General features: G+C 59.1%; 20 protein-coding genes. All 20 read left to right on the top strand.

Going from position 1 to position 19304, the window contains the following annotated elements; translation table 11 throughout:
• The first annotated feature begins 95 nt into the window (after nt 1–95).
• The 20 genes from GXM22_RS07920 (at nt 96) to GXM22_RS07825 (ending at nt 19242) form a co-directional block, all read left to right on the top strand.
• Nucleotides 96–560 (top strand): cell division protein SepF, encoded by a 465-nt coding sequence (locus GXM22_RS07920; RefSeq protein ID WP_035394461.1) that lies wholly within the window; start codon nt 96–98, stop codon nt 558–560.
• The gene (locus GXM22_RS07915) at nt 544–1365 is read left to right on the top strand and encodes a YlmH family RNA-binding protein (protein ID WP_005934373.1); all 822 of its coding nucleotides are present in this window, start codon (nt 544–546) and stop codon (nt 1363–1365) included. Before GXM22_RS07920 ends, GXM22_RS07915 begins: the two co-directional genes overlap by 17 nt.
• A 21-nt stretch (nt 1366–1386) precedes the next feature.
• Nucleotides 1387–2184: a DivIVA domain-containing protein gene (locus GXM22_RS07910; RefSeq protein ID WP_099357179.1), complete on the top strand. Its 798-nt coding sequence runs from the start codon at nt 1387–1389 to the stop codon at nt 2182–2184.
• 39 nt (nt 2185–2223) lie between these two features.
• Entirely contained in the window at nt 2224–5016 is a 2793-nt protein-coding gene (ileS, locus tag GXM22_RS07905; RefSeq protein WP_005934370.1) for an isoleucine--tRNA ligase, read from the top strand.
• A 101-nt stretch (nt 5017–5117) separates the two neighbouring features.
• A complete protein-coding gene (lspA, locus tag GXM22_RS07900) occupies nt 5118–5603 on the top strand; it encodes a signal peptidase II (protein WP_097771174.1) in 486 nt (161 codons plus the stop codon).
• A gap of 3 nt (nt 5604–5606) precedes the next feature.
• Nucleotides 5607–6551 (top strand): RluA family pseudouridine synthase, encoded by a 945-nt coding sequence (locus tag GXM22_RS07895; protein ID WP_005934364.1) that lies wholly within the window; start codon nt 5607–5609, stop codon nt 6549–6551.
• On the top strand, nt 6548–7384 hold the full coding sequence (locus GXM22_RS07890) for an HAD hydrolase family protein (RefSeq protein ID WP_005934363.1): 837 nt from the start codon (nt 6548–6550) through the stop codon (nt 7382–7384). The genes GXM22_RS07895 and GXM22_RS07890 overlap by 4 nt, the downstream gene beginning before the upstream one ends.
• 71 nt (nt 7385–7455) lie before the next feature.
• Nucleotides 7456–7806 (top strand): ComEA family DNA-binding protein, encoded by a 351-nt coding sequence (locus GXM22_RS07885; RefSeq protein WP_005934362.1) that lies wholly within the window; start codon nt 7456–7458, stop codon nt 7804–7806.
• A 48-nt stretch (nt 7807–7854) separates the two neighbouring features.
• On the top strand, nt 7855–10176 hold the full coding sequence (ppk1, locus tag GXM22_RS07880; RefSeq protein WP_005934361.1) for a polyphosphate kinase 1: 2322 nt from the start codon (nt 7855–7857) through the stop codon (nt 10174–10176).
• Nucleotides 10177–10273: 97 nt separating this feature from the next.
• The gene (locus tag GXM22_RS07875) at nt 10274–10837 is read left to right on the top strand and encodes a M23 family metallopeptidase (RefSeq protein ID WP_035394458.1); all 564 of its coding nucleotides are present in this window, start codon (nt 10274–10276) and stop codon (nt 10835–10837) included.
• A complete protein-coding gene (locus GXM22_RS07870; protein ID WP_005934359.1) occupies nt 10834–11319 on the top strand; it encodes a zinc metalloprotease in 486 nt (161 codons plus the stop codon). Before GXM22_RS07875 ends, GXM22_RS07870 begins: the two co-directional genes overlap by 4 nt.
• A gap of 40 nt (nt 11320–11359) precedes the next feature.
• Nucleotides 11360–13222 (top strand): TIGR03960 family B12-binding radical SAM protein, encoded by a 1863-nt coding sequence (locus tag GXM22_RS07865; protein ID WP_005934358.1) that lies wholly within the window; start codon nt 11360–11362, stop codon nt 13220–13222.
• A complete protein-coding gene (locus tag GXM22_RS07860; RefSeq protein ID WP_005934357.1) occupies nt 13197–13841 on the top strand; it encodes a TIGR03936 family radical SAM-associated protein in 645 nt (214 codons plus the stop codon). Before GXM22_RS07865 ends, GXM22_RS07860 begins: the two co-directional genes overlap by 26 nt.
• Before the next feature lie 215 nt (nt 13842–14056).
• Nucleotides 14057–14398, top strand: a complete 342-nt coding sequence (gene rplS / locus GXM22_RS07855; protein ID WP_035394456.1) for a 50S ribosomal protein L19 — start codon at nt 14057–14059, stop codon at nt 14396–14398.
• A gap of 92 nt (nt 14399–14490) precedes the next feature.
• Nucleotides 14491–15042 (top strand): signal peptidase I, encoded by a 552-nt coding sequence (gene lepB, locus GXM22_RS07850; protein ID WP_005934355.1) that lies wholly within the window; start codon nt 14491–14493, stop codon nt 15040–15042.
• A complete protein-coding gene (ylqF, locus tag GXM22_RS07845) occupies nt 15039–15959 on the top strand; it encodes a ribosome biogenesis GTPase YlqF (protein ID WP_005934353.1) in 921 nt (306 codons plus the stop codon). Before lepB ends, ylqF begins: the two co-directional genes overlap by 4 nt.
• Complete coding sequence (gene rnhB, locus GXM22_RS07840; RefSeq protein WP_005934351.1) at nt 15956–16600, top strand: ribonuclease HII; 645 nt, start codon at nt 15956–15958, stop codon at nt 16598–16600. The genes ylqF and rnhB overlap by 4 nt, the downstream gene beginning before the upstream one ends.
• Complete coding sequence (locus GXM22_RS07835) at nt 16600–16962, top strand: YraN family protein (RefSeq protein ID WP_005934349.1); 363 nt, start codon at nt 16600–16602, stop codon at nt 16960–16962. The genes rnhB and GXM22_RS07835 overlap by 1 nt, the downstream gene beginning before the upstream one ends.
• A 98-nt stretch (nt 16963–17060) precedes the next feature.
• Entirely contained in the window at nt 17061–18521 is a 1461-nt protein-coding gene (gene thrC / locus GXM22_RS07830; RefSeq protein WP_099357181.1) for a threonine synthase, read from the top strand.
• A gap of 37 nt (nt 18522–18558) precedes the next feature.
• Entirely contained in the window at nt 18559–19242 is a 684-nt protein-coding gene (locus GXM22_RS07825) for a metallophosphoesterase (protein ID WP_005934344.1), read from the top strand.
• Nucleotides 19243–19304: the final 62 nt, after the last annotated feature.

Here is a 19304-nt window from a genome sequence, read left to right as displayed (position 1 = left end):
GCGGCAAAAAATCCGATAATAGTAAAAGCTATTTGCATCTCTTTTGCAAAAGGCGCCAGGCAGCTGCGGCTGCCCGAATGAAAGGAGCAGATACTATGTCTTTCGTGGATAGTCTCAAAAAGGGCCTTTTCGGCGGTGAGGACGATTACGACGATCAGTACATCGACGATGGCCCCCAGATGGTGAACAACAACAGCGGTCTCGGCGTTGGCATGGACGATGCAGAGGAAGAGCCGGTGGAGGGTGCCCAGAAGAAGAACAAGGTGGTCAACATCCACGCCACCACCCAGCTCAAGGTCGTTCTGGTAAAGCCCGAGCGCTTTGAGGATGCCAGCACCATTGCAGACCACCTGAACAACAAGCGCACGGTCGTGCTGAATCTGGAGTCTACCAACAAGGAAGTTTCCCGCCGTCTGGTGGATTTCCTGTCCGGTGTGGCTTACGCCAACAACGGCCAGATCAAGCGCGTTGCCAACAGCACCTTCATCATTACCCCGTACAACGTGGACATTATGGGCGATCTGCTGGACGAGCTGGAGAACAATGGCGCGTTCTATTGATCCTGCTCCCAGGGCAGTGCGGGGCTTTGTGCCCGCCCGCACCGATGAAGAGCGCTTTTTGATGCGGCATGTAGAAGATCTGGCCCGCGCGGCCGAGGGACGCGGCATTGCCCGCTACTCCGGCTTTTTGAGCGACAGGGAACAGGATCTGGCCCGCGCGGCGCTGAACCGTGCCGATGTGCCGGAGAGCGACCATCATTTTGAGGGCGGCTGGCCCGGAGCAGAGCGGAAGCTGCTCTGCCTGGAGCCGGAGGGCTGCTACCCTGCAAGCCCGCTGTGCTGTGTGAAGCTGACCTGCCGCACCCTTTCCGGGGCGGCACTGCCGAGTCACAAGGATTATCTGGGCAGCCTGATGGGGCTGGAGCTGCGTCGGGAAGCGCTGGGAGATATTGTGCTCCCGGCCGATACGCCGGGCACTGCCTATGTCTTTGCGCTGGAAACGGCGGGGGAGCTCATCTGCCGGGAACTGCTGCAGGTGGGCCGGACAGAGGTCACCGCCACGCTGCTTTCGCTGGATGAGGTACCCGAATTCCCGCAGGCAGAGCGCAAAACGCAGACAGCCACCGTGTCCTCTTTGCGGCTGGACGCTGTGCTTGCGGCCATGCTCCATTGCAGCCGCGGGCAGGCGTGTGAGTGGATCGCGGCGGGCCGGGTGGAGATCAACCACCTGCCTGCAGAGAGTGCCCACGCCCCGGTGTATGAGGGTGATGTGTTCACGGTGCGCGGAAAGGGGCGCTTTGGCCTGACGGCCCTGCCCGGAAAAAGCAAAAAAGACCGATCGATCATCGAGTTTTTTCAATATTGAATGAAAAGGGAGGAAACCACTATGCTGACCCCGCAGGATGTGCGTGCTGCACAGTTTGAAAAGAACATCCGCGGCTACCGGACCGAAGAGGTGGACCGTTTCCTGGATAAAGTAGAGGAGCAGCTGAAGCAGGATGAAGATCAGGCTGAGGAGCTGCGCCGCCAGATCGCTGAGCTGACTGCCGAGAATCAGCGTCTGCACAAGGAAATGGAGAGCTACGAGGCTGACGGCGATATGCTCAAGAGCGCGCTGATCAATGCCCAGCGGATGGGTGAGAATGTCATCCGGGAAGCAAACCAGAAGTCGGAAGAGATCCTGCATCGCGCAAATCTGCGCGGTGATGATATTATCCGTGATGCCAACGAGCTGCTGCAAAAAGCCAGTGACCGCGCGGATGAGATCATCAACGAGGCAAACGAGAAAAAGCTTGCCCAGGAGCGCGAGTATGACCGCGTCCGGCTGGAAGTGACCCGCTTCAAGTCCGATGTGCTGAACCTGTACCGCAGCCATGTTGAGTCTCTGAGCCGCCTGCCTGAGTTCCAGAAGGAGGAGCCCGCTGAGGATGCTCCTGCCGAGGATGAGGCTGCAGCCGCCGATACCACTGCCGCCGCTGTGACCGAGGAGATCGCCGAGGCACAGCCCGCTGCAGCGGATGTGGATGCTGAGGATGAGGCTCCTGCGGATGAAAAGACCAGCGAGGAGTTCTGGGCACAAGACGAGAGCCAGCTCAAGCTCGACCCGCCCCCGGCCCCTGCCGCCGAGGATGAGGCTGCAGCGCCGGACTACGCCGCTTTTAAGGGCGTGAAGTTCAGCGAGTGATTCCAAAGCGTTTTAGTAAATTAGAGGAGTGTGTAACCATTGGCTAAGAATAAGTCTCAGTACGACAGTACCCTGAATCTGCCCAAGACTCTGTTTGAGATGCGTGCCGGTCTGCCCAAGAAGGAGCCCGCCATGCTGGAGGATTGGGAGAAGAACGACCTGTACAACAACCTGATCAAGCACAACGACGGCAAGCCCAAGTTTGTCCTGCACGACGGCCCTCCGTATGCAAACGGCAACATCCACATGGGCACCGCCCTGAACAAGATCATCAAGGATATCATCATCCGCGACAAGAACATGGAGGGCTTCCAGGCTCCCTATGTGCCCGGCTTTGATACCCACGGCCTGCCCATTGAGCTGAAGGCTCTGTCCTCTCTGGGCGAGAAGAAGAAGGACATCTCCAAGCTGGAGCTGCGCCAGATCTGCGAAAAGTTCGCCACCGAGCATATCGACATTATGAGCGACCAGTTCAAGCGTCTGGGTGTTATCGGTGACTTTGAGCACCCCTACCTGACCCTGAAGCCTGAGTTCGAGGCCCGCCAGATCGAGATTTTTGGCGAGATGGCCAAGAAGGGCTACATCTACAAGGGCCTGAAGCCTGTGTACTGGTGCCCCGACTGCCGCACCGCTCTGGCTGAGGCCGAGATCGAGTACGGTGAGGACGACTGCGATTCCATCTTCGTCCGCTTCCACGTTTCTCAGGACCCCAACGGCGTGCTGGCAAAGCACGGCATCCCGATGGATAAGACCTACTTCGTGATCTGGACCACCACCACCTGGACCCTGCCCGCCAACGAGGCCATCTGCCTGAACGGTGCCTTTGAGTATTCCTTTGTCAAGATCGGCGAGGAGTACCATATCATGGCCACCGAGCTGGTCAAGAGCGTGATGGATGCCTGCCATATTGAGAACTACGAGATCGTGGGCGAACCTGTTTCCGGCGCTGAGTTCGAGCTGATGCGCTATCATCACGTCTACCTGCCCAAGGAGGGTACTGTCATCCTGGGTGACCATGTCACGCTGGAAAGCGGTTCCGGCTGCGTCCACACCGCAGGCGGCCACGGCGTGGATGACTTCAATGTTTCTCAGAAGTACAACGTGCCCATCACTGTTCCTGTGGACGACGGCGGCTGCCTGACGGAGCTGGCCGGTAAGTACGCAGGTCAGCGTGTCTGGGCTGCCAACAAGACCATTCTGGCCGACCTGACCGAAGCCGGTGTCATCATGGGTCAGGTGCACATCAAGCATCAGTACCCCCACTGCTGGCGCTGCCACAACCCCATCATCTTCCGTGCCACCGAGCAGTGGTTCTGCTCTGTTGCCAAGTTCCGTGACGATGTCTACAAGGCCATCGACACCGTGAAGTGGATGCCTGACTGGGGCCACGACCGCATGAAGGGCATGGTCCGCGACCGCAACGACTGGTGCATCAGCCGTCAGCGTACCTGGGGCGTGCCCATCCCGGCTTTCTACTGCAAGAAGTGCGGCGCTTACCACATCACCGATGCCACCATCAAGGCTGTCAGCGAGCTGTTCCGCAAGGAGGGCTCCGATGCCTGGTACAAGTATGAGGCAGAGCAGATCATCCCCGCAGGTGAAGTCTGCGAGAAGTGCGGCGCTTCCGAGTGGACCAAGGATACCGACATCATGGATGTCTGGTTCGATTCCGGTTCCACCCACGCTGCCGTTCTGGAGGAGCGCCCGGAGCTGCGCTTCCCGGCCGACATGTATATGGAGGGCGGCGACCAGTTCCGCGGCTGGTTCCAGTCCAGCCTGCTGACCAGCGTGGCTGCCAAGGGCTGCGCACCTTATAAGTCCGTTCTGTGCCACGGCTGGGTCGTGGACGAGCAGGGCAAGCAGATGCACAAGAGCGCCGGCAACGGCGTGGAGCCCAGCGAGATCATCAAGGACTACGGTGCGGATATCATCCGCCTGTGGGTCGCTTCTTCCGACTACACCGTGGATGTGCGCGCCGGTAAGAATATCTTCAAGCAGCTGAGCGAGGCTTACCGCAAGATCCGTAACACCGCCCGCTTCATTCTGGGCAATCTGGATGGCTTTGACCCCAACACCGATTGTGTGGCGGATGACCAGCTGCAGGAGATCGACCGCTGGGCACTGGCCGCTCTGGATGACCTGATCGTGAATGCCAAGGCCGGCTACGATGTGTATGACTTCAACAAGGTCTATCACGCCGTCTACAACTTCTGCGTTGTTGCCATGTCCAACTTCTATCTGGATGTGACGAAAGACCGCCTGTACTGCACCAACGGTGTGGGCCGCAAGGCTGCCCAGACCACCATGTACAAGATCCTGGTCGCACTGGACAAGATCATTGCCCCCATCCTCTGCTTCACCAGCCAGGAGATCTGGGACTTCCTGCCCAAGACCGAAGGCATGAACAAGTACGTTGTGTTCGAGGCAATGCCCAAGGCAGGCCAGTACGCTGCAGACGATGCCTTCAAGGCCAAGTGGGCACAGCTCATTGCTGTCCGTGACGAGGTCAAGAAGGTGCTGGAGCAGGCCCGTGCAGAAAAGACCATCGGTGCTTCTCTGGAAGCTTCCGTTACCCTGTACTGCAATGATGCCGTCTATGACCTGCTGAACAGCATTCCCATGGACGAGCTGGCTGACCTGATGATCGTTTCCCATGTGGAACTGGTCAAGGGCGAGGGTGGTTCCGCCTCCGCTGTTGAGGGCCTGGGCGTTGCTGCTGCACATGCCACCGGCGAAAAGTGCGAGCGCTGCTGGAAGTATTCCGCGGACATCGGCACCCACGCCGCACATCCCACCCTCTGCGCACGCTGCGCAAGCGTGGTGGAAGCATAAGCCTTCCTGAAATAAACGCTGCGGCGCTCCTTTCGAGCAGGGAGCGCCGCTTTTTGGTATCAGAACACAGGCGGCAGCATGCCGCCGTTGGGAGTATTTTTATGGCATTTGTGATCTTCAATCTGCTGTGCGTTGCGGCGCTGGTCGGCCTCGATCAGGCCATCAAGTTCTGGGCTGTCAGCGCTTTGCAGCCGGTGGGCGCAATGCCGCTGATCCCCCATGTGGTGGAGCTGCGGTTCGTGCTCAACCAGGGCATGGCATTCAGCCTGCTCAGCGGCAAGCAGTTGTTTTTGATCGTTGCAACCAGCGCAGCATTGCTGCTGGTTGCTTATTGGCTGTTCTTCCGCAGCCGGAACAACCGTCTGCAGCAGGCCGCACTCATTCTGGTGCTGGGCGGCGGCATCGGCAACCTGATCGACCGTGTGCTGAACGGCGAGGTGGTGGATTACATCAACCTGCTGTTCATGCGGTTTGCGGTGTTCAATTTTGCAGATATCTGTGTCTGCGTTGGTGTGGCACTCTGGGTGCTGGTCATTTTCCTGGAGGAGCTGCACGAGGATACGAAAAAGGGCCCGAAGGAGCAGTAAGCCATGGAGCAGCGTGAATATATCGTGGAAGCCGAGGGCGCAGGCCAGCGCATCGATCGCTTTCTGAGCGGCGAGGACACCGGCCTTTCCCGCAGCGCCCTGCAGGGCCTAGTGGCTGAGGGTCATGTGCTCTGCAACGGCAAGGCCCCGGCCAAGAGCCTGAAGCTCAAGGCAGGGGATATCATCCTGCTGGAGATCCCCGATGCAAAGCCCATCGAGGCTGTGCCGCAGGAGATCCCGCTGGACATCATCTATGAGGATGCGCACCTTCTGGTGGTCAACAAGCCCAAAGGGATGGTCGTCCATCCGGCTCCCGGCAACCCGGACGGCACCCTGGTCAACGCTCTGCTCTGGCACTGCAAGGGCAGCCTTTCCGGCATTGGCGGCGAGATCCGGCCCGGCATCGTCCACCGCGTCGATAAGGACACCAGCGGTCTGCTGGTGGTGGCAAAGGATGATGCAACCCACATCGGCCTTTCCCAGCAGATGGCAGTGCACAGCGTGGAGCGGGCCTACAATACCATCGTCTATGGCGGCTTTGCCCAGGATGAGGGCTTTGTGGAGAGCAACCTGGGCCGCAGCAAGACCGACCGCAAGAAGATGGCGGTCTATCCGGCCAGTGAGCCCCACACAAAGTATGCCTATACCGGCTACAAGGTGTTGGAACGGCTGGGCGAGTTCACGATGCTGGAGTGCCGCCTGAAAACGGGCCGTACCCACCAGATCCGCGTTCACATGGCTTCCATCCACCACCCGGTGGCGGGTGACCCGGTGTACGGCCCCCACAACTGCATCACCAGCCTGCATGGGCAGTGCCTGCATGCAAAAACGCTGGGGTTTATTCACCCCATCACGGGGGAACACCTGCGGTTCGATTCTGAGCTGCCGGATTACTTCACCCGCTTCTTGACCACGCTCCGTCAGCGCACAGGAGGAAATACCCTATGAAAGAGACGACCATTGACCAGACCTTAGTCCTCTGTGATCTGGACAGCCTGCTGCTGGATGCCGCAGGCAATCTGCCCCAGCTCCAGCGGGACGTGCTGCAGCTTTTTGCCAGCAGGGGCGGCAGGCTGACCGTTTTCTCTCAGCGCTCGCCCCGGGCGGTCCGCTCTCTGTTGGGCGGGGTGCGGCTCAGTGCGCCCGCACTGGTCTGCGGCGGCACACTGGCCTACAACTTTTCGGAGGGCTCCGGCACCGCGCTGTGCAGCTTTGAGGGGATGGAGGAGTCTGTCCTGAAGATGCTGCCCTCCCTGTCCGGCGTTGGCATTGCCCTGCAGATGCGCGATGGCTCCACCCGCGCTGTGCGGATGAGCGAGGGGCTGGTGTTCCACCTCAAGCAGGAGTGGACTCCCTTTGTGCTGAGCAACGCCGCAGATGTCAAGGGCGAGGACGTTCTGCGCATCCTTTTCTATCAGGACAAAAAGCAGATGCCCATTCTGCCCACGCTGCAAAAGGCGCTGGGGGACGCGGCAGCCTTCCTGCATGCGGAGCGCCTTGCACCGGATACGCTGGTGCTTACCCCGGGCCTTGTCTCAGGCAGTGCCATGCTCAACGCCGTCTGCCCTCCCTCCGGCTATGCCGCCGAGCAGCTGACGGTGCTGGCCGGCTGCACCCAGATGCTCGACCTTGTCCATCTGGCGGGGGAGAGCGTTGTGCCTGCGGATGCCGCGCCTGAACTGCGCCTTGCCGCCAACCGGATGACCCTGACCGACCACGATGCCGGTGCAGCGGCAGAGCTTTTGTACGGCATGGTGCGCCGTGCGGAAACTTCTGCGTAAAAACATTGTAAAGCTCTCTGCAAATTCTCCGCAGAGGGCTTTCTTTTTTAGAGAAAGTCGGGTACAATGGGATGAAGAAAGCCAGTCTCACAAAAACAGAACAGAGATTTCTGTGGACAGCGGCCCTTGTCTGCGCGGTGTGCGTCGCGCTGGCGTTTGGGTTTGCCGTTCCGCGGCAGACAGGGCCGGGCCGTGCAGCCGGGAGTGAAACACCGCTCATCCAGCTGGCGCGGGTCGATCTGAACACCGCCGGGCAGGACGTTCTCTGCACCCTGCCGGGGGTGGGGGAACAGCGCGCCCAGGCCATCATCGAATACCGGGAGCAATATGGGCGCTTTGCCGCGGTGGAAGAGGCCGCCGCCGTGCCCGGCCTGACAGAAGCGGTGGTGGAAGAGTGGGATGGGCTTGCTTACGTGAGCTGAAGCGCTGCGGCGAAAGCCGCAGGTCAGGGAAAAAGGGAGTAAACTACTATGAAAGAGGATACGATCTTCATCAACCGTGAACTCAGCTGGCTGGACTTTAACCGCCGTGTGCTGGTGCTGGGCAAGGACAAGAATGTCCCGCTGGCGGAGCAGGTGAAATTCCTTGCCATTTATGGCTCCAATCTGGATGAATTTTTCATGGTGCGTGTGGGCTCTCTGCAGGAGCGCGCCAACCTTGCACGCAGTCAGAAGGACAAAGACAAGCGTGAGAACAAGACCAACATGACGGCCGAGGAACAGCTGAACGCCATCATGCCCAAGGCTGCCCATCTGCAGGAGGACTGCGATAAATACTACGAGAAGGCGCTGGAAAATCTGGATGCCTGCGGCTATAAAAAAGTGGATTTCGATGGGATGGATAAGGAGCAGGAGCGCTTCTGGAAAAAGTACTTCCAGAACGAGCTGTTCCCCATCCTCAGCCCGCAGATCGTGGACAACCGCCACCCGTTCCCGTTCCTGCGCAATAAGGAGATCTACCTCGGTGCTCTGCTCAAGGAGAAAGAGGGCCAGAGCCTTGGCATGATCCCTATCTCCAGCCAGATGGAGCGGCTGATCCTGGTGCGCCGGGAGGGAAAGACCGAGTTTGCCCTGACAGAGGAACTGGTGCTGCACTATGCGTCCCTCATCTTCGGCAAGGATGCCGTGCAGGAAAAGTGCCTGTTCCGCGTCACCCGCAACGCCGACATTGATGTAAAAGAGGGCATGATGGACCATGATATCGATTACCGCGAGATCATGGCCGACCTGCTCAAGCGCCGCCGCAAGCTGGCCGCTGTCCGCCTGCAGGTAACTCCCACGGCTCCGCAGGAGATCCTGCGTCTCCTCTGCGATAAATTAGAGTTGAGCCATAAGCGGGTGTTTGCCCAGAAGAGCCCACTGGATCTGAGCTTCTTCTACAAGCTCACCGGTAAAATGGAGGCCGAGGGCAACCCGGAGCTGTTCTATCCCTCGGCCCGGCCCATGCTGCCGCCCCAGGATTATGACCTTGCCGCTGAGGTAGAAAAACACGATGTCCTGCTCAGTTATCCGTATCAGTCCATCCGTCCCTTCATCGCGATGCTGAAAAAGGCTGCGCGGGATCCGGAGGTCATCTCCATTAAGATGACCCTTTACCGGATGGCGCGGGAATCCCAGATCGTGCAGGCCCTGATCGAAGCCGCCGAAAACGGCAAGGAAGTGGTGGCTCTGGTAGAGCTGCGTGCCCGCTTTGACGAGCAGAACAACATCGACTGGTCCAAGCAGCTGGAAGAGGCTGGCTGTACCATTCTCTATGGCTTTGATGATTACAAGGTACATTCCAAGCTGACCCTCATCACAAAAAAGGGCCCGCAGGGATACAGCTATATCACCCAGATCGGCACCGGCAACTACAACGAAAAGACCAGCGAGCTCTATACCGATTATTCGTTCATCACGGCAGATCTGGGCATCGGTGAGGAAGCCTCCAACGTGTTCCAGAACCTTGCCGTGCAGAAGCTGACGGAGACCACCGAGAAGATGCTGGTGGCTCCTCTACGCTTCAAGAGCGTGCTGCTGGACGAGATGGACCGGGTCATCAATGCCGCCAAGCTGGGCCGCCCGGCATCCATGATCCTGAAAAACAACTCCATCTCGGATCGGGATATCATCCTGAAACTTGAAGAAGCCAGCTGTGCGGGGGTCCGCATCGATATGATCGTGCGCGGCATCTGCTGTGTCCGCGCCGAGGTGCCGGGTAAGACCGAGAACCTGCATATCCGCAGTCTGGTGGGCCGCTACCTTGAGCATGGCCGCATCTACAGCTTCTACGATGGCGTGACCACCCGCATCTATATCGCCTCCGGCGATTTCCTCACCCGCAATACGGAGTGCCGCGTGGAGGTTGGTGTCCGGGTGGAGGACCCTGTCCTCATCCAGAAGCTGAGCAATATCCTGCAGCTGCAGCTGCGGGATAACGTCAATGCCCGGGAGATGCGGGCAGACGGCAGCTATCAGAAGGTGAAAGCGGCCCCCGGTGAGCCCCTTGTCAACGGACAGATGGACATGTACGATCTGCTCCGGGATGACTGGCTCGCCCGGGATGCTGCTCCTGCGGCAGAACCGGAGCAGCCTGAAATAAAGGCATCGGAACGGCCGTCTGAGCCCGAAACGAGACCGGAGCCGGTTCAGGTGGCGGAGCAGCCCGCAGAACCAGCAAAACAGCCTGCCACGGTGAAAGCAGCACCTGCTCCGGCTGTGCAGAGTACACCCATTCCGCACGCTGTTGATCGCACGGAACGGCACGGCCACCCCAGCCTCTTCCAGCGGCTCCATGACTGGCTCCGCCGGTAAATACGGAACAAGCACCCTCTGGGAAAACTCCCAGGGGGTGTTTTGGTTCTCAGTGATCTTCCTTCTGCATACACTTTCCAGAACGGAGGGCGAAAAGATGCAGGCAAAACATGGACGAGCAGGGAAACACAAGCGATATCAACGGGCGGCGGTGCTGGCTCTGACGGTGCTGCTGATCATTCTGCTGGCGGGCAGAGTGCTCCCGGTCTGTGCGGGCAAAAATGTCCCGGCGGGAGCCAGCCTGAAACAGGCAAAGCCGGGGCAGATCCTCTGCTTCCCGCTGGAAACGGCGGCGTGGCGTGTCTCTGACCCTTATGGCTGGCGGAAGGATCCCTTTACCGGGGAAAAAGCCTTCCACCGGGGCGTGGACCTTGCCTGCGGGGAGGGCACACCAGTCCTTGCGGCACTGGACGGCGTGGTGACCGCCGCCCGGCGTGGAGCCGCTTACGGCAACTATGTCCGGCTGACCCATGGAGACGGGCAGGAAACGCTCTATGCCCACATGCAGTATCTCTATGTCCGGGCCGGGGAGGTGGTTGCAGCAGGCCAGCGGCTGGGCACTGCCGGACAGACGGGCCGTGCCACCGGGGCACACCTGCACTTTGAATTTCTGACAGGCGGCATCCGGTATGATCCTTCTGCCGCACTGAGCCTGCCATGATGCGGCATCGGCTCCGGTACGGGCCGCTTGTGTTCCGGGACCCACTGCTGCTCTGCGGGACGCTGTACGTTCTGCTCTATTTCGATGCAAGCGGGTTTCTGCGGCTGGGGCTGCTGGCAGCATTCCTGCATGAGTGGGGGCACATTGGGGTATACCTTGCCCTGTTTGGGCAGTTTCCGGTCATTGAAGTCACCCTTACCGGCTTTTGTATGCGCACCCGGGGCAGGGAAATGACCCTGTGGCAGACCGCTCTCCTTGCCGCGGCAGGCCCTGCGGTGAATTTTGTGCTGGCCGGGCTCTGGATGCTTCGGCTGGAACAGCGGGCCACCATCCGGGCCAGTGCCTTTCTGGCGGCCAACCTCCTGACCGGGGCTTTCAACCTCCTGCCCATCCCGCCGCTGGATGGGGCACAGCTGGCGGCGTGCGGATGGTGGTGCCTCCAAAACAATGATTGCATTTCCCGGCAGAATCGGGTACAATAAAACGAATGAAGTAAAACTGTTCTGTCAATGGAGGAACTTGATGTTTGATCCCAAGCTGAAAGAAGCGCTGGGCCGGGTGCAGAAGCCGGGCCGTTACACCGGCGGCGAACCGGGCAGCGTGTATAAAGACAAAGAAAAGGTGGATGTCCGGTTTGCATTCTGCTTCCCGGATACCTACGAGGTGGGCATGTCCTTCCTCGGTGAGAAGATCCTGTATGAGCTGCTCAACAGCCATGAGAACTGGTGGTGTGAGCGGGCCTTTATGCCCTGGCTGGATATGAAGGCTGAGATGGAGCGGCTGGACCTGCCCCTGTACACTATGGAGAGCAAGGACCCCCTGACCGATTTTGATGCGGTGGGCTTTACCCTACAGTACGAGCTTTCCTACACCAACATTCTGGCCATGCTCGATCTGGCTCACATTCCGTTCTACGCAAAGGACCGCGACGAGCACTGGCCCCTGATCGTGGCGGGCGGTCCCTGCGCCTGCAACTCGGAGCCCATTGCGGATTTCTTTGATGTCATCCAGCTGGGTGAGGGTGAGAACCAGCTGCCTTCCATCTGCGCCGAGATCGAGCGCGCCAAGAAAGAGGGCGGTGTCTCCAAAAAGGAGCTGCTGCGCCGCATTGCAAAGATCCCCGGGGTCTATATCCCCGCCTTCTACGATGTGACCTACTTTGAGGACGGCCGGGTCAAAGCCATTACCCCCAACGAGCCGGGCATCCCGGCGGTCATCACCAAGGCCATCATCAAGGATCTGAACGAGTTTGCTCCGCCAACGAACTTTGTTGTGCCCATGGTGGGTGCCATCCAGGATCGCGCCAGCATTGAAGTGCTGCGCGGCTGTGTGCGCGGCTGCCGGTTCTGTCAGGCGGGCTTCCTGTACCGCCCCATGCGCCAGCGGGATGCCAGCCTGCTGAATAAGGCGGCACAGGATCTGTGCGCCAACACCGGCTATGAGGAGCTGAGCCTGTCCAGCCTGTCCACCTCCGACCACGGCCAGCTGGAAGAACTGCTGGATGATCTGAATGAGTGGGCCCCCAAGGAGCACGTCAGCCTCTCGCTGCCCTCCCTGCGGATGGACAACTTCTCCCAGAGCCTGATCGAAAAGACCACCAAGGTGCGCAAGAGCGGCCTGACCTTTGCGGCCGAGGCCGGTACTCAGCGCCTGCGGGATGTCATCAACAAGAATGTTACCTGGGACGAGATCGAAAAGACCTGTTCACTGGCCTTTGCCAACGGCTATTCCTCGGTCAAGCTCTACTTTATGATGGGCCTGCCCACTGAGACAATGGAGGACATCGAGGGCATTGCCGAGACCGCCCAGAAGGTGGTAGATCTCTATTACTCCAACCCCAGGCACGCCAAGGGCAGGGGCGTGCAGGTGACCATCAGCTGTGCCTGCTTTGTGCCCAAGCCCCATACGCCTTTCCAGTTCGTGCCCATGGACACGGAGGAAAGCCTGCAGGCCAAGCAGAAGCACCTGCTGGAAAGCGTCCACAGCCGCAAGATCAAGGTGAACTATCACGACAGCACCACCAGTTTTCTGGAGGGCGTATTCGCCAAGGGCGACCGCCGTCTGGCTCCTGTTATTCTGGAAGCCTACAAACGAGGCTGTTACTTTGACGGCTGGGAAGAGTGCTTCAAGTATGATACCTGGATGCAGGTGTTTGAGGATCTGGGCATTGATCCCAAGTTCTACTGCCAGCGCCCCATTGGGCTGGACGAGGTGACCCCGTGGAGCCATATGGACTACGGTGTGACCCACGAATATCTGGTGCGGGAGTACAACAAGGCCCTTGCCGCCCAGACCACCCAGCCCTGCAACCGCGCCTGCCATGGCTGCGGTGCCAATCATCTGTTAGGAGGTCCCTGCTTTGATTACAGTCAGAATCTCGTTTGAGAAAAAGAATGAGGCCTCCTACATCTCCCTGCTGGATCTGCAGCGGGTGATGCAGCGGGTGCTCAAGCGCAGCGGCCTGCCTGTGTGGCACACGCTGGGCTTCAACCCCCACATCTACATGACCTTTGCCTGCCCGCTTTCGCTGGGGCAGGAGAGCGAGTGTGAGTGCGTGGATATCAAGACCGAGGCTGAGAACCCGGACTTTGCCCAGTGGCAGACCGAACTGAACGCCATCATGCCCACCGGCATCCGCATCACCCATGTGGACCCGGTGCAGATGAAGGCTGACCTCATCGCCTTTGCCTGCTACCAGATCACCTACCCGGCAGCGGCAGCGGCTGTGCTGGAACAGTATAACGCGCTGGAAAGCGCCCCGGTGGAAAAGCACAGCAAAAAGGGCAAAAAGATCGTAGAGCTCAAGGATCACATTCCGCAGGTGGAATATACCACCGCAGGGGATCGTGTCTGCATGGAGCTCTGCCTGCCTGCCGCACAGGAGCTGAACCTGAATCCCTCGCTGCTCACCGGCTTTCTGGAAGAAAAGTTTGGTCTGCCTGCCGCCAGCGCAGGCATCCTGCGCAAGCGCTTCCTGACGGCGAATCGGCAGCTCTTTGCCTGATTTCCCGGGCAAAGAATGCCTTTTGGGCAGAACAGAAAATTTTTGGGATTATTTTGGGCAAATCGCTTGATTTTACGGGCGTTTTGTGCTATCCTATTAAGGCGTTAGTGTCCGCTGATACCACAGCGGGGTTAATGACAATATCATTAAACGGGCGGTCCTCTGACGGCAAGGTGCCGTGCATGAACGTCTAAAAACAAATGGAGGATTCAAAAATGGACGCACTGAAGATTATTTCTGAAGGCAGCATCAAGGCTGAGAAGCCCCAGTTCAACGTTGGCGATACCGTCCGCGTTGACGTTCGCATCAAGGAAGGCGAGCGTGAGCGTATCCAGGCTTTCGAGGGCACCGTCATTGCTAAGAAGCACGGCGGCGTTGCAGAGACCTTTACCGTTCGCCGCGTTTCCTACGGTGTCGGCGTTGAGCGTGTCTTCCCCATCAACAGCCCCTTCGTTGAGAAGGTCACCGTTGTCCGCAAGGGCAAGGTCCGCCGCGCCAAGCTGTTCTATCTGCGTGGTCGTACCGGCAAGGCTGCTAAGGTCAAGAGCGATATTTGATGATCCCCGCGTAAAACCGGGAGAAAAGGGACAACTTGTTGTCCCTTTTTTCTTTATTCCGGGCCAGACAAGATTGTGAGGTGCATCGGGAAATGGAAAAGCATACTTCAACACAGGAAACTGTGCGCGGACAGAATGTGTTTGAGTGGTACGAGGCGCTGATCTCCGCCGCGCTGGTGCTGGTGCTGGTATTCTCGCTGTTCTTCCGCATCATTCAGGTGGACGGCGAATCCATGGTGCCCACCCTGCAGAACGGCGATAAGCTGATCGTCTGGGGCGCGGGCTACGAGCCCCAGCGGGGCGATGTGGTCATCGTGGACAGCTACACAGCCTACGGTAAGCCGCTGGTCAAGCGTGTCATTGCCAAAGGCGGCGATGTGGTGAACATTGATTATCAGGCGGGCACGGTTTCGGTGAACGGGGAAGTGCTGCAGGAAGCCTATATCGCTGAACCGACCTATCTTGGCTATGACGTAACGTTTCCGTACACGGTGCCGGAGGGCACGGTGTTTGTGATGGGCGATAACCGCAACGCCTCGCTGGACAGCCGCTCGTCCTATGTGGGCTGCATTGATGAACGCGATATTCTGGGCAAAGTGCTGCTCTGCTTTTTGCCCTTTTCGGATTTTGGGGTGGTAAAATGAACAACGATACCCGCTTTGCAAATCAATATAACATCCAATGGTTCCCAGGCCACATGACCAAGACCCTGCGGATGATGGAGACGGAGATCCAGCATGTGGATGCCAGTCTGGTGCTGCTGGATGCCCGCATTCCACTTTCCAGCCTGAACCCCGAGGTGGAGCGCATTACGGCCCGCAAGCCAAAGCTCTATGTGATGAACAAGGCAGATCTGGCCGATCCTGCTGTGACAGAGGAGTGGATCAAATACTTCCACGCCGCCGATGCAGGCTGTGTGGCCATCAGCGCCAAGCAGAAGGGCGGTGCCAAGGCGGTGCAGACCGCCATTGAAAAGGAGCTGGCCTCGCTGCTGGAGCGCCGCCAGAACCGTGGTATGGGTGGTGCCAAAACTCAGGTGATGCTCTGCGGCATCCCCAACGTGGGCAAATCCACCTTCATCAACACCTTTGCAGGTTCTGCCCGTGCCAAGGCGGCCGACCGCCCCGGCGTGACCAAGGGCAAGCAGTGGGTCAGCACCGAAAAGTTTGACCTGCTGGATATGCCCGGCGTGCTCTGGAAAAAGTTTGATTCCAAGACCATTGCTTCTAATCTGGCCTTCATCGGCTCCATCAAGGATGATATTCTGGATGTGGAAGAACTGGCCATGAACCTGCTGGATGAGGTGCGCCGCAATTACCCCGATCTCGTGGCCCAGCGCTACAAGCTGGATGCAGAGACGCTGGCTCTGCCGCCCTACGAACTGCTGGAGGCCATCGGCCGCAAGCGCGGTCTGCTGGTGCGCGGCGGCGAGGTGAACACCGAACGCTGTGCCATCATGCTGGTGGACGAGTTCCGCGCCTGCAAGTGGGGCCGCATCTCTCTGGAGCGCCCGCCCCAGCGGGATGATCTGGCGGATTTTGCCGAGGAGGACGACGAATGAAACGGCGTTCTGACGAGGAGATCTCTGCCCCTCTGTACGAGTATGATGCCGCCATCCGTGCGCAGTACGGCTTTTTTGCCGGTGTGGATGAAGCGGGCCGCGGCCCGTTGTGCGGTCCGGTCGTTGTGGCGGCCTGTATCCTTGATCCGGAGAAGCCGGTGTACGGCATCAACGACTCCAAGAAGCTGACCGAGAAAAAACGGGAAGCCCTCTTTGATGAGATCTGCGACAAGGCGCTGGCCTATAAGATCGTCTTTGTAGGCCCGGAGATCATCGACCGGGATAATATCCTGAACGCCACCATGAGCGGCATGAAGCAGGCTGCGGAAGGGCTGGACATTGTGCCGAACCTCGTGCTGGTGGACGGCAACCGTGTCCCGGCTGCGCTGGAGATTCCCGCCCAGCCGGTGGTCAAGGGCGATGCCACCAGCGCCAGCATCGGCGCAGCATCGATCCTGGCAAAGGTCAGCCGTGACCGCTATATGATGGAGCTGGACAAGCAGTACCCGCAGTATCAGCTGGCAAAACACAAAGGTTACCCGACCAAGCTCCATTATGAACTGATCGAGCAGTACGGGATCCAGCCCTTCTACCGCCGCAGCTTCCTGAAAAAGCAGGGCTATTGGCCGGAGGGCAAGTGATGGATCGGGCCGAGACCGGCCGCACCGGCGAGGCTGTGGCTGCGCGGTATTACCAGAAGCAGGGATGTGAGCTGGTGGCCCACAACTACCGCACCCGGATGGGGGAAATCGACCTCATCCTGCGGGAGCCGGACGGCACACTGGTGCTCTGTGAGGTCAAGACCCGCAGCCCCGACCCGCTGGCCGCGCCTGCTGCGGCCGTGACCCCTGCCAAGCAGCGCAGGCTCATCCGCACCGCGGAATATTATCTCCAGCACACCGGACAGAGTGATGAACCGGTTCGTTTTGACGTTGCCGAAGTGACCCCTCTTGACAGCGGGCGCTGGATGGTACATATTATAAAGGGTGCATTTACCGCGTAATGCGGGGTGCATTGGTGGGAAAAGGCAGAAAACGGCTTTTGCCGCTGCCACAAACATGGGGTCAATGCGGGCCCCGCTGGCAAAAAGGAGCGACGACAATGCAGTTTTTCAGCACGAGAGATCATAACCGCGTGGTAAGTGCCTCTCAGGCCATTGCACAGGGCCTGTCGGATGAGGGCGGTCTGTTTGTTCCGCAGAGCTTCCCGCAGGTGGATGTCAAGGCGATCTGTGCGCTGGATTACCCCGAGATGGCTGCTGCCATCGTGGGGCAGTATCTGACCGATTATTCGCAGGAGTTCCTGCAGGAGGCCGCCAAGGCCACCTATGGTGCGGCCTTTGGCGGAAAGGCGGGCTATCTGGCCCCTGTTTCGGATGAGGTGTACTCTCTGGAACTGTGGCACGGCCCGACCTGCGCCTTCAAGGATTACGCCCTGCAGCTGATGCCGAAGCTGCTGGTGGAGGCAAAGAAAAATCTTGACCGCACCGAGAAAACATTGATCCTGGTGGCGACCAGCGGCGATACCGGCAAGGCCGCGCTGGATGGCTACCACGATATCCCGGGTGTGGAGATCGCAGTGTTCTTCCCCACGGGCGGCACCAGTGAGATCCAGCGCCTGCAGATGGTGACCCAGGAAGGCGAAAATGTGGCGGTCTACGCTGTGCGTGGCAACTTCGATGATGCCCAGACCGGCGTGAAGAAGGTCTTTGGCGACCCGGCCATTGCTGCCGAGCTGGCAAAGCGGAACATCCGCCTGTCCAGTGCAAACTCCATCAACTGGGGCCGTCTGGTGCCGCAGATCGTTTACTACTTTGCCGCCTACGCCCAGCTGCTCAAGGCAGGGAAGGTGCGCTTTGGTGACAAGGTGGACTTCTGTGTGCCTACGGGCAATTTTGGCGATATTCTGGCGGGCTACTATGCAAAGCAGATGGGCCTGCCGGTGGGCAGACTGATCTGCGCTTCCAATGAGAACAATGTCCTGACCGATTTCCTAACCACCGGTACTTATACTGCCAAGCGGGAATTCTTCAAGACCACTTCTCCCAGCATGGATATTCTGGTGTCCTCTAACCTGGAGCGCCTGCTCTATCACGTCACCGGCAGCGATGCCGAGGTGGCGGGCCTGATGAAGAGCCTGTCTGAAACCGGCAGCTATACCGTCCGGCCCGAGACGCTGGCCGCCATTCAGGAAAGCTTTGGCTGCGGCTGGAGCAGCGAGAAAGAGGTGGCAGGGGAGATCCGTGCCCGCTATGAGCAGGATGGCTATCTCTGCGATACCCACACCGCTGTGGCCTTCCATGTGGCGGGCCGTCACAAGCGCGAGGGTGTGCCCATGGTGGTGCTGTCTACTGCCTCCCCCTACAAGTTCCCCCGCAGCGTGCTGGAGGCTCTGGGCCACACTGCCCCGCAGAACGACTTTGAGGCCATGCAGGAGCTGGAAGCAGCCACCGGCCGCACTGCACCCGCAAGCCTTGCTGCCCTGCGGCAGAAGGCCGAGCGGTTCAATACCGTCATCGACCCGGAGCAGATCGCGCAGGTGGCGCTGAGCTATCAGGAATAAACCTTGTCCTGCCGGACTTAGAACAGGAGAAAAATGAATGGCACTTTATGTGCTTGGCGATACCCATCTTTCACTGGGCGCTTCCAAACCCATGGATGTTTTTCCGGGGTGGAGCGGCTATGTGGAGCGGCTGGAGCGCAACTGGCGCAAGCTGATCAAACCCGAGGACACCATCGTGCTGGCGGGTGATATCAGCTGGGCCATGCGCCTGAACGATACGCGCAGGGATTTTGCGTTTTTACAGGAGCTTCCCGGCCAGAAGCTGATCATGAAGGGAAACCACGATTACTGGTGGACCACGGCCAACAAGATGAACGCCTACCTCAAGGCTGAGGGCTTTGACACCCTGCACATCCTGCACAACAACTCCTACTCTGTGGAGGGGTATGCGCTGTGCGGCACCCGGGGCTGGCTGTTCGATGTGGGAGAACCCCACGATGAAAAAGTGATGAACCGCGAGATCGGGCGCTTAAAAATGAGCCTGGATGCTGCGGAACCGGGGTTGGAGAAGCTGGTGTTCCTGCATTATCCGCCGGTCTACACCGGCACCAGTGCTCCTGAGATCGTGGCCACCTTGAAGGCCTACGGCATCACCCGCTGTTACTACGGCCACCTGCACGGAAACGCCATCCGGTACGCGGTGCAGGGCGATGTGGACGGCATCCGGTATAAGCTTGTCAGTGCCGATGGCCTGCGTTTCTGCCCCTACCGCATCAATTAAAGGCGGGAAGTGTGGGCAAAAAGAACAAAAAGTCAAAATTTGGTCTGGCAATTGTGTCTGGA

Origin of the sequence: Faecalibacterium duncaniae, assembly GCF_010509575.1 — a bacterium.
Lineage (GTDB): Bacteria > Bacillota > Clostridia > Oscillospirales > Ruminococcaceae > Faecalibacterium > Faecalibacterium duncaniae.
The sequence above is the reverse complement of the archived record's forward strand: the minus strand, read 5'-3'. Positions and strand labels throughout refer to the sequence as shown.

What these genes read in the sequence shown, in the direction of transcription:
- GXM22_RS07920 (WP_035394461.1), top strand. Translation starts at nt 96, where the DNA reads ATGTCTTTCGTGGATAGTCTCAAAAAGGGCCTTTTCGGCGGTGAGGAC.
- GXM22_RS07915 (WP_005934373.1), top strand. Translation starts at nt 544, where the DNA reads ATGGCGCGTTCTATTGATCCTGCTCCCAGGGCAGTGCGGGGCTTTGTG.
- GXM22_RS07910 (WP_099357179.1), top strand. Translation starts at nt 1,387, where the DNA reads ATGCTGACCCCGCAGGATGTGCGTGCTGCACAGTTTGAAAAGAACATC.
- lspA (WP_097771174.1), top strand. Translation starts at nt 5,118, where the DNA reads ATGGCATTTGTGATCTTCAATCTGCTGTGCGTTGCGGCGCTGGTCGGC.
- GXM22_RS07895 (WP_005934364.1), top strand. Translation starts at nt 5,607, where the DNA reads ATGGAGCAGCGTGAATATATCGTGGAAGCCGAGGGCGCAGGCCAGCGC.
- GXM22_RS07890 (WP_005934363.1), top strand. Translation starts at nt 6,548, where the DNA reads ATGAAAGAGACGACCATTGACCAGACCTTAGTCCTCTGTGATCTGGAC.
- GXM22_RS07885 (WP_005934362.1), top strand. Translation starts at nt 7,456, where the DNA reads ATGAAGAAAGCCAGTCTCACAAAAACAGAACAGAGATTTCTGTGGACA.
- ppk1 (WP_005934361.1), top strand. Translation starts at nt 7,855, where the DNA reads ATGAAAGAGGATACGATCTTCATCAACCGTGAACTCAGCTGGCTGGAC.
- GXM22_RS07875 (WP_035394458.1), top strand. Translation starts at nt 10,274, where the DNA reads ATGCAGGCAAAACATGGACGAGCAGGGAAACACAAGCGATATCAACGG.
- GXM22_RS07870 (WP_005934359.1), top strand. Translation starts at nt 10,834, where the DNA reads ATGATGCGGCATCGGCTCCGGTACGGGCCGCTTGTGTTCCGGGACCCA.
- GXM22_RS07865 (WP_005934358.1), top strand. Translation starts at nt 11,360, where the DNA reads ATGTTTGATCCCAAGCTGAAAGAAGCGCTGGGCCGGGTGCAGAAGCCG.
- rplS (WP_035394456.1), top strand. Translation starts at nt 14,057, where the DNA reads ATGGACGCACTGAAGATTATTTCTGAAGGCAGCATCAAGGCTGAGAAG.
- lepB (WP_005934355.1), top strand. Translation starts at nt 14,491, where the DNA reads ATGGAAAAGCATACTTCAACACAGGAAACTGTGCGCGGACAGAATGTG.
- ylqF (WP_005934353.1), top strand. Translation starts at nt 15,039, where the DNA reads ATGAACAACGATACCCGCTTTGCAAATCAATATAACATCCAATGGTTC.
- rnhB (WP_005934351.1), top strand. Translation starts at nt 15,956, where the DNA reads ATGAAACGGCGTTCTGACGAGGAGATCTCTGCCCCTCTGTACGAGTAT.
- GXM22_RS07835 (WP_005934349.1), top strand. Translation starts at nt 16,600, where the DNA reads ATGGATCGGGCCGAGACCGGCCGCACCGGCGAGGCTGTGGCTGCGCGG.
- thrC (WP_099357181.1), top strand. Translation starts at nt 17,061, where the DNA reads ATGCAGTTTTTCAGCACGAGAGATCATAACCGCGTGGTAAGTGCCTCT.
- GXM22_RS07825 (WP_005934344.1), top strand. Translation starts at nt 18,559, where the DNA reads ATGGCACTTTATGTGCTTGGCGATACCCATCTTTCACTGGGCGCTTCC.